10 protein-coding genes are annotated in these 12,508 nt (G+C 68.6%); 6 read left to right on the top strand and 4 right to left on the bottom strand.

Going from position 1 to position 12,508, the window contains the following annotated elements:
• Positions 1–316 precede the first annotated feature (316 nt).
• From ACGFX9_RS04605 to clpX, 3 genes are all read left to right on the top strand, one after another.
• Positions 317–922 carry an ATP-dependent Clp protease proteolytic subunit gene (locus tag ACGFX9_RS04605; RefSeq protein WP_393465642.1) on the top strand — a complete coding sequence of 202 codons (606 nt, stop codon included), beginning with the start codon at positions 317–319 and terminating at the stop codon, positions 920–922.
• Between the two features lie 60 nt (positions 923–982).
• The gene (locus ACGFX9_RS04600; RefSeq protein WP_393464461.1) at positions 983–1,684 is read left to right on the top strand and encodes an ATP-dependent Clp protease proteolytic subunit; all 702 of its coding nucleotides are present in this window, start codon (positions 983–985) and stop codon (positions 1,682–1,684) included.
• A gap of 156 nt (positions 1,685–1,840) precedes the next feature.
• On the top strand, positions 1,841–3,127 hold the full coding sequence (gene clpX / locus ACGFX9_RS04595) for an ATP-dependent Clp protease ATP-binding subunit ClpX (protein WP_361828289.1): 1,287 nt from the start codon (positions 1,841–1,843) through the stop codon (positions 3,125–3,127).
• A gap of 95 nt (positions 3,128–3,222) precedes the next feature.
• Here the strand turns inward: clpX and ACGFX9_RS04590 are convergent, their stop codons facing one another.
• From ACGFX9_RS04590 to ACGFX9_RS04580, 3 genes are all read right to left on the bottom strand, one after another.
• The gene (locus tag ACGFX9_RS04590) at positions 3,223–4,047 is read right to left on the bottom strand and encodes a hypothetical protein (protein ID WP_393464458.1); all 825 of its coding nucleotides are present in this window, start codon (positions 4,045–4,047) and stop codon (positions 3,223–3,225) included.
• Between the two features lie 141 nt (positions 4,048–4,188).
• Positions 4,189–5,187 carry a hypothetical protein gene (locus ACGFX9_RS04585; protein ID WP_393464455.1) on the bottom strand — a complete coding sequence of 333 codons (999 nt, stop codon included), beginning with the start codon at positions 5,185–5,187 and terminating at the stop codon, positions 4,189–4,191.
• Between the two features lie 111 nt (positions 5,188–5,298).
• Positions 5,299–6,234 carry a hypothetical protein gene (locus ACGFX9_RS04580; RefSeq protein ID WP_393464452.1) on the bottom strand — a complete coding sequence of 312 codons (936 nt, stop codon included), beginning with the start codon at positions 6,232–6,234 and terminating at the stop codon, positions 5,299–5,301.
• 136 nt (positions 6,235–6,370) lie between these two features.
• On the opposite strand from ACGFX9_RS04580, the gene ACGFX9_RS04575 reads away from it, so the two are divergent.
• Positions 6,371–8,995, top strand: coding sequence for a valine--tRNA ligase (locus ACGFX9_RS04575; protein WP_393464449.1), 2,625 nt, complete (start codon positions 6,371–6,373; stop codon positions 8,993–8,995).
• A gap of 418 nt (positions 8,996–9,413) precedes the next feature.
• Here ACGFX9_RS04575 and ACGFX9_RS04570 read toward each other — a convergent pair whose 3' ends face one another.
• Positions 9,414–10,421 carry a rod shape-determining protein gene (locus ACGFX9_RS04570; protein WP_393464446.1) on the bottom strand — a complete coding sequence of 336 codons (1,008 nt, stop codon included), beginning with the start codon at positions 10,419–10,421 and terminating at the stop codon, positions 9,414–9,416.
• 132 nt (positions 10,422–10,553) lie between these two features.
• Here ACGFX9_RS04570 and ACGFX9_RS04565 point away from each other — a divergent pair, with 132 nt between their 5' ends.
• Positions 10,554–12,080 carry a bifunctional folylpolyglutamate synthase/dihydrofolate synthase gene (locus ACGFX9_RS04565; protein ID WP_393464443.1) on the top strand — a complete coding sequence of 509 codons (1,527 nt, stop codon included), beginning with the start codon at positions 10,554–10,556 and terminating at the stop codon, positions 12,078–12,080.
• Between the two features lie 5 nt (positions 12,081–12,085).
• Positions 12,086–12,463: a DUF4233 domain-containing protein gene (locus tag ACGFX9_RS04560; RefSeq protein ID WP_393464440.1), complete on the top strand. Its 378-nt coding sequence runs from the start codon at positions 12,086–12,088 to the stop codon at positions 12,461–12,463.
• Positions 12,464–12,508 lie beyond the last annotated feature (45 nt).

Below are 12,508 nucleotides of genomic sequence, written 5' to 3'. Positions count from 1 at the left end.
GCACCCGCCGTGGGGCCTGACGCGGCACACGCGACTGCGGCCCTGTGGGGGCGGGCCGCGCAGTTCCCCGCGCCCCTGACGGGGCACCCCGGCGGCCCTGACGAGGCGCCCCCGCCAGAACCTGCGCTCACAGCGAACAGTGAACTCTGCGGGATTCCCCGGAGGGGCTCGCGCGTTAGGGTCCATGAATACGAGGGCAGGGGAGTCCCCGAAGCCGCCCCGGAGCGGTGAGCACGCGGGGTCCCTAGCCTCAGAAGAAGACGTGAGACGGCCCGGCGCCGTCGTAAGACGAGCAGGTGGATACGTGACGAATCTGATGCCCTCCGCCGCCGGCGACCCCTCCATCGGTGGTGGCCTCGGCGACCAGGTCTACAACCGGCTGCTCGGCGAGCGGATCATCTTCCTCGGCCAGGCCGTGGACGACGACATCGCCAACAAGATCACCGCGCAGTTGCTGCTCCTTGCCGCAGAGCCGGACAAGGACATCTTCCTTTACATCAACAGCCCTGGTGGATCCATCACGGCCGGCATGGCGATCTACGACACCATGCAGTACATCCAGAACGACGTGGTGACGATCGCGATGGGCATGGCGGCCTCGATGGGCCAGTTCCTGCTCAGCGCCGGCACGCCGGGCAAGCGCTTCGCGCTGCCGAACGCCGAGATCCTGATCCACCAGCCCTCCGCCGGTCTCGCGGGCTCCGCGTCGGACATCAAGATCCACGCCGAGCGTCTCCTTCTGACCAAGAAGAAGATGGCCAACCTCACCGCGTTCCACACGGGTCAGACCGTCGAGCAGGTCACGCACGACTCGGACCGTGACCGCTGGTTCGACCCGGAAGAGGCCAAGGCGTACGGCCTCATCGACGACATCATGCCCAATGCGGCCAGCATGCCGGGCGGCGGCGGCACCGGAGCCTGAGCCTCACCGCTCAGCCTTCCGAAGCCGATCAAGCCCACGCTCCTCAGGAGACCTACAGAGATGAAGAACTACCCCGGCAGCGGCCTCTACGAGCGCACCATGGCCGAGTACACCGGCTCCACCGGCGAGTACACCGGCCCCACCGCCGAATCCCGCTACGTCATCCCGCGCTTCGTCGAGCGCACCTCGCAGGGCGTGCGTGAGTACGACCCGTACGCGAAGCTCTTCGAGGAGCGCGTGATCTTCCTCGGCGTGCAGATCGACGACGCGTCCGCCAACGACGTCATGGCGCAGCTCCTGTGCCTGGAGTCGATGGACCCGGACCGCGACATCTCCATCTACATCAACAGCCCCGGCGGCTCGTTCACGGCCCTCACGGCCATCTACGACACGATCCAGTTCGTGAAGCCGGACGTTTCGACGGTCTGCATGGGCCAGGCGGCCTCGGCCGCCGCCGTGCTCCTCGCTTCGGGTACGCCGGGCAAGCGCATGGCGCTCCCGAACGCGCGTGTCCTGATCCACCAGCCCTACAGCGAGACGGGCCGCGGGCAGGTCTCCGACCTGGAGATCGCCGCGAACGAGATCCTCCGGATGCGTGCGCAGCTGGAGGAGATGCTGGCCAAGCACTCGACGACGCCGATCGAGAAGATCCGCGACGACATCGAGCGCGACAAGATCCTCACTGCCGAGGACGCGCTGGCGTACGGCCTGATCGACCAGATCATCTCCACTCGGAAGATGAACAACGCCTCGGTCGTCTGACGCAGACCTGTAGCATCTGCCGCTCCTTGGCACGGTTCACGTCAAAGCGAACCGTGCCAAGGGGGGCCCGAACGGGGGGCTCGGCAAGGTACCGTCGGATATGAGGCACCAGGAGTCGCTGAACGTGGCGTCTCCCAGGCGAAGGGGAAGCACCTCGTGGCACGCATCGGTGACGGCGGCGATCTGCTCAAGTGCTCGTTCTGCGGGAAGAGTCAGAAGCAGGTCAAGAAGCTCATCGCAGGTCCCGGCGTGTATATCTGCGATGAGTGCATCGACCTCTGTAACGAGATCATCGAGGAAGAGCTCGCGGAGACGAGCGAGGTGCGGTGGGAGGAACTCCCCAAGCCTCGCGAGATCTACGAATTCCTCGAGGGATACGTCGTGGGCCAGGAACCCGCGAAGAAAGCCCTCTCGGTGGCGGTCTACAACCACTACAAGCGGGTCCAGGCCGGGGAGACCGGCGGAGCGCAGGGCCGTGACGACGCGATCGAACTCGCCAAGTCCAACATCCTGCTGCTCGGCCCGACAGGTTCCGGCAAGACGCTCCTCGCGCAGACGCTCGCGCGGATGCTGAACGTCCCGTTCGCCATCGCGGACGCGACGGCGCTCACGGAGGCGGGCTATGTCGGCGAGGACGTGGAGAACATCCTCCTGAAGCTGATCCAGGCCGCTGACTACGACGTCAAGAAGGCCGAGACCGGCATCATCTACATCGACGAGATCGACAAGGTCGCGCGTAAGAGCGAGAACCCGTCGATCACGCGCGATGTCTCGGGCGAGGGTGTCCAGCAGGCGCTCCTGAAGATCCTGGAAGGCACGACGGCTTCGGTGCCCCCGCAGGGCGGCCGCAAGCATCCGCACCAGGAGTTCATCCAGATCGACACGACGAACGTGCTCTTCATCGTGGGCGGCGCGTTCGCCGGCCTCGAGAAGATCATCGAGTCGCGGGCGGGCGCGAAGGGCATCGGCTTCGGCGCCACGATCCACTCCAAGCGCGAGCTTCAGGAGAAGGACCGGTTCGAGGACATCATGCCGGAGGACCTGGTGAAGTTCGGGATGATCCCGGAGTTCATCGGCCGCCTCCCGGTCATCACCTCGGTCCACAACCTGGACCGCGAGGCGCTGCTCCAGATCCTGGTGGAGCCGCGCAACGCACTCGTCAAGCAGTACCAGCGCCTCTTCGAACTCGACGGCGTGGAGCTGGACTTCGAGCGCGAGGCGCTGGAGGCCATCGCCGACCAGGCGATCCTGCGGCAGACCGGCGCGCGTGGCCTGCGCGCCATCATGGAGGAGGTCCTCCAGTCGGTGATGTACGAGGTTCCGTCCCGCAAGGACGTGGCCCGAGTCGTCATCACGGCGGACGTCGTCCACTCGAATGTGAACCCGACGCTGGTGCCGCGTGATGCGCGGGGTCCGGGGACGGGCGAGATGAAGTCCGCGTAGTTACCAGGTCTATCTGGTTTCCAGGCCTACGTGGAAGGGGCGCCCGGCGATTCGATCGCCGGGCGCCCCTTCCACGTATCCGGCTGCTGCCGTTGCTACTCGACCTCGACGCGGACGTCGGCACGGAGCTTGGCCGTCAGGCCGGCGGCATCCTCCAGAGCGATGTCCTTGCCGCTCGCGGTGGCGGCGACGTCCGAGTGGGCGACGTACGCGACCGTGCTGTGGTCACCCCAGACGCACATCGGCGTCTTGAAGCTGTTCGGGACGTCCTCGTCGCCCGCGCCGGTCTCGCCCATCTTGAACTCGGCTTCCTGGCACTTCATGACGCCGTTCTCGAATCCGTCCGGAGTGAACTCCTTGGGGCTGCCGATGAGTTGTATGCTCCCGGGCTCCTCGGTGGACTTCTTCCTCATTTCGGCGAACATGGCGTCGACGACCTTCTCCGGGTCGTCGATCTCGCCGTACACACCGGAAAAGTTGAGGGACCGCATGGACGCGCCCTCGCCCGAGTTGTAGGCGGCGAAGGCGTCCTTGGGGTTGCTGACGCCCTGCTTCTCCAGGTCCTTGATGTCGCTCGACGACATGCCGCCGCCGTCTCCGCCCGAGTTGTCCTTCTTGTACTCGCCGCCGAGGATGGTGGCGGGCGCGGTGAGCTTGTAGATCTTCCCGTCATCGGCGACGGAGCCGCTGTCCTTGCCGGCGGTGAACCACCACACCCCGGCTCCGATCGCGGCGACCGCGACGACGACGCCGACGATGAGCCCGGCCTTCTTCCCGCCACCGCCGGACGGCGCCTGCCCGTAAGGGGGTTGAGGCGGGTAGCCGTAGCCGGGCTGGGGCGGTTGGGGCGGCTGCCCGTAGGGGCCGGGTTGTTGCGGCTGCTGCTGTCCGGCGTACGGGCCTGGCTGGTTGTAGCTCACTTAGGGGCTCCCCGTCTGGATGTTGATGTACGTCAGACATCCTGGACGACGGGGAAGCTCGGTGGGCTGGCGGGGTGGCACATGGCCCGTCGCCTCGGAGAGGCCCAAGCGGGCGTCTCTCCAAGGCGGTTGGGGTGAGGGTCAGAGCTTGACGCGGACCTCTCCGCGGAACTTGGCCGTCGTCCCCGCGGCCGCGTCGAGGTCGGCGCCCGTGCCGCCCATGGCGCTCGCCACGTCCGTAGTGATCACGATGCCGAGCGTGCTGTGGTCGCCCCAGATGCAGGTTGCCATCGACATCTTGCTCGCGCCCGAACTGCTGCTGCCGGCGGTCGACGATCCGCCGAGGTCGAGCTTCATCTCCTGGCACTTCATGACCGCGCCGTCGAGCCCGGCGGGGTTGTACTCCTTGGGGCTGCCGACCAGGGTCATCGACTCGCCACTGCTGCCGCTGCCGCCTTCCTGGGCGTTCTTCTCCGCCTCGCCGAACATCGCGTCGACAACCTTCTCCGGGTCGGCGATGTCGCCGTAGACGCCGTTGAACTGCAGGATCTTCTGCGCCAGCGGGTTGTCCTCGCTCCCCGACTGGTACTGGGCCGCGACATCCTTGGCGTTCTTCACGCCGTGCTGCTCGGCCTTCTCGATGTCGCTGGAGCTCATGCCCCCTTCGCTGCCGCCCTCCTCGCCCTTCTTGTACTCGGTGAGGACCGTCGCCGGCGTGATCAGCTTGTGCGGGCCGTCGTCCTTGATCCCACCGCCTCCCGCCACGGAGGAGGAGCCGCCCTTCTTGCCGTCGCCCTTGTCGTCGTCACCGCCCGCGAGGAAGAAGTAGCCGCCGACCGCTGCCGCTATGACCACGGCCACGGCGCCGATGATCAGGCCGGTCTTCTTGCCGCCGCCCTGCGGGGGCGGAGGCGGCGGGAACTGCCCGTAGGGAGCCTGCGGCTGCTGTCCGTAGGGGCTCGGCTGCTGGGGGGAGCTGTAGCCCTGCTGCGGTGCCTGCGGAGGGTAGCCGTAGCCGGGCTGGGGTGCCTGGGGCGGCTGGCCGTAGGGGCCGGGCTGCTGGGGAGGCTGCCCGCTGCCGTACGGGCCGGGCTGCTGGGGCGGCTGCCCGTCGTACGGGCCCGGCTGGTTGTAGCTCATGAGTGGGTTCCCCCTGAGTGTGCTTATGTGATTCCGACATCCTGACGGAAGCAGCCCCGGCCGAAGCGACCGGGGCTGCTGTGCGCGAGGCGCCGCGTGAGGGCGTCGGGATCAGGACTTGACGCGTACTTCCTTGCGGAGCTTCGTCGTCGTGTCCGCCGCGTCGTCGAGCGAGGCGCTCTTGCCCGTCATGGCGGACGCCATGTCGACCGGGATCACGATGCCGAGGGTGCTGTTGTCGCCCCAGATACAGACGGGCATGCGGATGGACTTCGGTCCGGAGCCGCCACCCTTGACCTCTGTCTCCTGGCACTTGAGGACCGCGCCGTCCGCGTCGAAGCTCTTCGGGCTGCCGATCAGTTTGCCGGTGTCGGTGTCCTCGTTCACCGACTGCTTCTTCATCTTGGCGAACATGCCGTCGACCACCTTGGACGGGTTGTCGATCTCCCCGTACACGCCCATGAACTTGAGCATCTTCCCGGCCAGCGGGTTGCTCTTGTCCCCCGACCGGTAGTCGGCGTCGACGGGCTTGCCGTTCTTGACGCCGTCCTTCTTGGCCCTGTCCATGTCGTCGTCGCTGAAGCCCTCACCGGTCGACGGCTGCTTCTGGTAATCGGAGAGCACCGTCTCGGGGGTGACGAGCTTGTGCGGGCCGTCGTCCGACACCGCCGAGTTGCCCGCCGACGAGCTGTCGTCCTTGCCCGCCGTGAACCACCACACCCCGCCGCCGATCGCGACGAGCGCCACGACCGCGCCGATGATGAGGCCCGTCTTCTTGCCGCCCCCCGCGGGCGGCGGAGGCGGCGGAACCTGCCCGTAAGGGGCCTGCTGACCCGGCTGCTGCCCGTAAGGGCCAGGCTGCTGCGGCTGGCTGTAGCCGCCCTGCTGCGGGGGGACTCCCTGCGGTGCCTGCTGGGGGTAGCCGTAGCCCGGCTGGGGTGCCTGCGGCTGCTGGCCGTAGGGGCCAGGCTGACCCGGCTGCTGCCCGTACGGACCGGGCTGCTGGGGCTGCTGCCCGCCGTACGGGCCAGGCTGGTTGTGACTCATTGCGTGGGTTCCCCTCCGAACGCTTATGTGATGCCGACATCCTGACCGAAGGCGAAGGGTCATGGGGCGCACGGCCGCAACCGTTACTCAAGAATCCGGTTTCGGGACGGGACTGTGACACCTCTAAACTGGCCCGGTGACCGAGAAGACTCAGCAGCAGAATCCAGCGCCCATCACCGAACTGCCGACCCAGTACGCGCCGGCCGAGGTAGAGGGGACGCTGTACGAGCGCTGGGTGGAACGCGGCTACTTCTCCGCCGACGCCGAGAGCGACAAGCCCCCTTACACCGTCGTCATCCCGCCGCCGAACGTCACCGGCTCCCTGCACCTGGGCCACGCCTTCGAACACACGCTCATCGACGCCCTCACCCGCCGCAAGCGCATGCAGGGCTTCGAGACGCTGTGGCAGCCGGGCATGGACCACGCGGGCATCGCCACGCAGAACGTCGTGGAGCGCGAGCTCGGCAAGGAGGGCAAGTCCCGCCACGACCTGGGGCGCGAGGCGTTCATCGAGCGTGTGTGGCAGTGGAAGAACGAGTCCGGCGGTCAGATCTCCGGGCAGATGCGCCGCCTCGGCGACGGCGTCGACTGGTCGCGTGAGCGGTTCACGATGGACGAGGGCCTCTCGCAGTCCGTCCAGACCATCTTCAAGAAGCTCTACGACGACGAGCTGATCTACCGCGCCGAGCGCATCATCAACTGGTGCCCGCGCTGTCTGACGGCGATCTCCGACATCGAGGTCGAGTACCAGGACGACGACGGCGAGCTCGTGTCCATGAAGTACGGGGAGGGGGACGAGACGATTGTCGTCGCCACCACCCGCGCCGAGACCATGCTCGGTGACACCGCCGTCGCGGTCCACCCCGACGACGAGCGCTACAAGCACCTGGTCGGCAAGCAGATCAAGCTGCCGCTGACCGACCGCACGATCCCCGTCGTGGCCGACGAGCACGTCGACCCCGAGTTCGGCACCGGCGCCGTCAAGGTGACCCCGGCGCACGACCCGAACGACTTCGAGATCGGCCAGCGCCACGACCTGCCGAACATCGCGGTCATGGACGAGCACGCGGTGATCACGGTGCCTGGTCCCTTCCAGGGCCTGGACCGCCTGGAGGCCCGCAGCGCCATCGTCGGCGCCCTGCGCGCCGACGGCCGCATCGTCGCCGAGAAGCGCCCGTACGCGCACTCGGTGGGCCACTGCTCGCGCTGCAAGACCACCATCGAGCCGCGCCTTTCGATGCAGTGGTGGGTCAAGGTCGGCCCGCTCGCGAAGGCCGCCGGTGACGCGGTCCGCGACGGCAAGGTCGCGATCCACCCGCAGGAGATGGAGAAGCGCTACTTCGACTGGGTCGACAACCTCCACGACTGGTGCATCTCGCGCCAGCTGTGGTGGGGCCACCGTATTCCGGTCTGGTACGGGCCCAACGGCGAGGTCGTCTGCGTCGGTCCCGAAGACGAGGCACCCACCGGCGAGGGCTGGACCCAGGACAGCGACGTTCTCGACACGTGGTTCTCCTCCGGCCTGTGGCCGTTCTCCACCCTCGGCTGGCCCGAGCAGACCGACAGCCTGGCGAAGTTCTATCCGAACTCGGTCCTGGTCACCGGCTACGACATCCTCTTCTTCTGGGTCGCCCGGATGATGATGTTCGGCCTGTACGCGATGGACGGCACCCCGCCGTTCCACACGATCGTGCTGCACGGCATGGTCCGCGACCAGTTCGGCAAGAAGATGTCGAAGTCCTTCGGCAACGCGGTCAACCCGCTGGACTGGATGGACAAGTACGGCTCGGACGCCGTCCGCTTCACGCTCGCCCGCGGCGCCAACCCCGGCGTCGACGTGCCGATCGGCGAGGACTGGGTCCAGGGTTCGCGGAACTTCGCCAACAAGATCTGGAACGCCACGCGCTTCGCGCTGATGAACGGCGCCACGATCGAGGGCGAACTGCCGCCCGTCGAGCAGTTGTCGGCGACGGACCGCTGGATCCTGTCCCGGCTCAACGCGACGGTCGCCGAGGTCGACGCGCTCTACGACGACTACCAGTTCGCCAAGCTGTCGGACGCGCTCTTTCACTTCGCGTGGGACGAGGTCTTCGACTGGTACGTCGAGCTGTCCAAGACCACGTTCATGGGCGGCGGCGAGGCGGCGAAGGTCTCGGGCCGCGTCCTGGGCGAGGTCCTGGACGTGACGCTGCGGCTCCTGCACCCGATCGTCCCGTTCGTGACGGAGACGCTCTGGACGACCCTCACCGGCCGCGAGTCCCTCGTGATCGCCGAGTGGCCCTCCGACAGCGGCTTCCGTGACACCGGGGCCGAGCGGGAGATCGAGACGCTCCAGCAGGTCATCACCGAGGTCCGCCGATTCCGCGCCGATCAGGGGCTTCAGCCGGGCCAGAAGGTCCCGGCCCGGCTCTCCCTGGACGGCACGGCGCTGGCCCCGCACGAGGCGGCCATCCGCCAGCTCCTGCGCCTCCAGCCGGAGGGCGAGGAGTTCACGGCCACCGCGACGCTGCCGGTCTCGGGCGCCACGGTCGCGCTCGACCTGTCCGGCACGATCGACGTCGCGGCGGAGCGCAAGCGCCTCGCGAAGGACCTCGCGGCGGCCGAGAAGGAGAAGGCGCAGGCCACGGCGAAGCTCGGCAACGAAGCGTTCCTGGCGAAGGCGCCGGACAACGTGGTCGACAAGATCCGCGGCCGCCTCACCAAGGCGGACGACGACATCGCCCGCCTCCAGGCCCAGCTGGAGGGCCTGCCTGCGGCGTAGTCAGGCCGGGGGCCCATGGAGCCATACGGTTCCACGGGCCCCTGCCCCGTTCTGCCGCCGCCCGCGCCCCGAGGGGCCCCTGCCGAACAAGCTTTTCCCGCCCACCCGCCCGATTGCCCCGCGGTGCTCGCGGATTGGGCCGCGGCAGGGGGCGGGTGGGGCCGGCGCCCGGGGGATTCCTGCCGCGACGGTGGGTTGGGCGCGTACGCCCGTTGCTCGCAGAACAGCCGCCACGCACCCGCAGTCGGCAGCGCACGCGAGGGGACGTGCCGGTATGTCTGCCCGGAGCACGGTGAGCCGGACTCCGGGGCCGCAGCAGCCAAGCGCTCGGACCGTGATGGCGAGGACGGACATACCGGCGCGGCTCCGCCCCCAAGACGGACCAGCCCCGCACCCCCACCGCCCCCCGGCCGGAGGCCTACGCCGCCGACATCACTCGCTCCAACCCATCAAAGTCCTCCACACACTTCCCGCACCCCAACGCCACACTGTCCAGCGGATTATCGGCCACGAACACCGGGATCCCCGTGGCCGAAGCCAGCCTCAGGTCGAGGCCCGGCAGCAGTGCGCCGCCGCCCGTCAGGACGATGCCGTGTTCCATGATGTCGCCGGACAGCTCCGGCGGGCACTCCTCCAGCGTCGCCCGCACCGCGGCGATCACGGCCTCCACCGGTTCCTCCAGCGCGGCCCGCACCTCCCGCACCGTCAGCTCCACCGTCTTCGGCAGCCCGGCCACCTTCTGCCGGCCCCGCACGGTGAACGTCCGGGACTCCAGCGCGTCGTCCCCCGGTACCGGCCACGCCGAGCCGATCGCGACCTTGATGTCCTCGGCGGTCCGCTCGCCGATGAGCAGGCCGTGCTCCTTGCGCACGAAGGTCGTGATCGCCTCGTCAAGGCGGTCACCGCCCACCCGCAGCGACTGCGCCGTGACGATCCCGCCCAGCGAGATCACGGCGACCTCCGTCGTGCCGCCGCCGATGTCGACCACCATCGAACCCTGCGGCTCCGCCACCGGAAGCCCCGCCCCGATCGCCGCCGCCATCGGCTCCTCCACCAGATACACGGCCCGCGCCCCGGCCCGCTGAGCCGCGTGCACGATGGCCCGCCGCTCGACCTGCGTGACGCCGCTCGGCACGCAGATCACCATCCGCGTACGGGGGCGACGTCCTGGCACGGCCTTGCGCACGAAGTGCCGGATCATCTCCTCGGCGGCTTCGTAGTCACTGATCACGCCTCCCCGGAGGGGACGGATGGCGGTGATGGACCCGGGAGTGCGGCCGATCGTCAACTTGGCCTCCGTGCCGACGGCCAGGGCCGTCCGGGCCCCCTCCTTGATGGCGACGACGGACGGTTCGTTGAGCACGATCCCCTGACCGCGGACGTAGAGAAGGGTGTTCGCTGTGCCGAGGTCGATACCTATGTCCATGATCACCAAGTTTGCCCGGCGATTGACCGGATCGGCGGGTCCTCGGCCCCGAATCGAACGTGACTTAAGTCCCAAACGGGCCGGGGCAGGTCCGGACGGCGGCTGTCAGTGGGCCTCCGTAGACTGGCGTACGTGAGTGACCTCCCCCCGCCTGACAGCGAGCACCCCGACCGCGACAACAGCGGCGACCGTTTCGAAGAGATCGTCGGAGCCGAGACCAGCCGTGACCCCGACCTCGCCGTGATCGAGGCGGGCAGCCGCACCCTGCGCACCCAGGCGGGCCCGCCCGAGGGCGACATCCCCTCCCGCCCCACCGACCCGGAGATCGACAAGGCGCTGCGCGAGGTCGAGACGGAGCTCGCGAGCCGCTGGGGGGAGACGAAGCTGGAGCCCTCCGTCAGCCGCATCTCCGCGCTGATGGACGTCCTCGGCGAGCCCCAGCGCGCGTACCCCTCGATCCACATCACGGGGACGAACGGCAAGACGTCCACGGCCCGCATGATCGAGGCTCTGTTCAGCGCCTTCGAGCTGCGCACCGGGCGGTACACCTCGCCCCACGTCCAGTCGATCACCGAGCGGATCAGTCTGGACGGCGCCCCCATCGAGGCCGAGCGCTTCGTGGAGACGTACAACGACATCAAGCCGTACGTGGAGATGGTCGACGCCGAGCAGGAGTACAGGCTCTCGTTCTTCGAGGTCCTCACGGGCATGGCGTACGCGGCCTTCGCGGACGCCCCCGTGGACGTCGGCGTCGTCGAGGTCGGCATGGGCGGCAGCTGGGACGCGACGAACGTGATCGACGGCTCGGTCGCCGTCGTCACGCCCATCGACCTGGACCACACCGACCGCCTGGGCACCACGCCCGGCGAGATCGCCGCCGAGAAGGCCGGCATCATCAAGCCGGACGCCACAGTGATCATGGCTCAGCAGCCGGTGGACGCCGCGCAGGTGCTCCTGAAGAAGGCCGTCGAGGTCGACGCGACGGTGGCCCGCGAGGGCCTGGAGTTCGGCGTGGTCGCCCGCAAGATGGCGGTGGGCGGCCAACTGCTCACCCTCCGGGGGCTCGGCGGGGAGTACGAAGAGATCTTCCTGCCCCTGCACGGCGCCTATCAGGCGCACAACGCCGCCGTCGCGCTCGCCGCGGTCGAGGCCTTCTTCGGCATCGGCTCGCAGCACGCGCACTCGCTGGACATCGACACCATCCGCAAGGCCTTCGCCGCGGTCACCTCGCCCGGCCGCCTCGAAGTCGTGCGCACCTCACCCACCATCGTCCTGGACGCCGCGCACAACCCGGCGGGCGCCCGCGCCACCGCCGAGGCGATCAGCGAGGTCTTCGACTTCAGCCGGCTGATCGGCGTGGTCGGAGCCAGTGAGGGCAAGGACATGAGGGGGCTGCTCGAAGCCTTCGAGCCGATCTTCGCCGAAGTCGTCGTCACGCAGAACTCCAGCCACCGCGCGATGGACGCCGACACGCTGGCCGGGCTCGCCGTGGAGGTCTTCGGTGACGAGCGCGTCCAGGTCGAGCCGCGTCTGCCGGACGCGCTCGAGGCCGCGATCACCCTCGCCGAGGAAGAGGGGGAGTACGCGGGCGGTGGCGTCGTCGTCACCGGTTCCGTCATCACGGTCGGCGAGGCCCGGCTGCTCCTGGGGAGGGGCTGACTTCCGTGCGTACGCTCTGCGCTTCGACGCTGATCGGCGAGTTCTTCGTCATCGGCTTCGCCGGTCTGGTCGCCATGAAGGACCCGGACCTGTCGATGGGCACGGTCTGGACGGTCTGCGGCATCGCGATGCTGTTCTCCGTCCTGCTGTGCGGCATGGTCACCCGGCCCGGCGGGGTGCAGCTTGGCTGGGCGCTGCAGATCGCGCTCATCGCGAGCGGCTTCGTCGTACCGATCATGTTCTTCATGGGTCTCGTGTTCGCCGTGCTGTGGTGGGCTTCGCTGCACTTCGGCCAGAAGATCGACGAGGCGAAGGCGAGGTTCGCCGCTCAGGCCGAGGGCGAGGCGGGTGCCGCGGCCGGGGCCGGGGGTAACCCCGCGTAGTGGTGCCGGTATCGTGCCCGGCATCCCATGCGACAGCGGTAGCCC

It is taken from the genome of Streptomyces sp. NPDC048436, assembly GCF_043200355.1.
Taxonomy (GTDB): domain Bacteria; phylum Actinomycetota; class Actinomycetes; order Streptomycetales; family Streptomycetaceae; genus Streptomyces.
The sequence above is the reverse complement of the archived record's forward strand: the minus strand, read 5'-3'. Positions and strand labels throughout refer to the sequence as shown.

What these genes read in the sequence shown, in the direction of transcription:
- ACGFX9_RS04605 (WP_393465642.1), top strand. Translation starts at nt 317, where the DNA reads ATGCCCTCCGCCGCCGGCGACCCCTCCATCGGTGGTGGCCTCGGCGAC.
- ACGFX9_RS04600 (WP_393464461.1), top strand. Translation starts at nt 983, where the DNA reads ATGAAGAACTACCCCGGCAGCGGCCTCTACGAGCGCACCATGGCCGAG.
- ACGFX9_RS04585 (WP_393464455.1), bottom strand. Translation starts at nt 5,187, where the DNA reads ATGAGCTACAACCAGCCGGGCCCGTACGACGGGCAGCCGCCCCAGCAG.
- ACGFX9_RS04580 (WP_393464452.1), bottom strand. Translation starts at nt 6,234, where the DNA reads ATGAGTCACAACCAGCCTGGCCCGTACGGCGGGCAGCAGCCCCAGCAG.
- ACGFX9_RS04570 (WP_393464446.1), bottom strand. Translation starts at nt 10,421, where the DNA reads ATGGACATAGGTATCGACCTCGGCACAGCGAACACCCTTCTCTACGTC.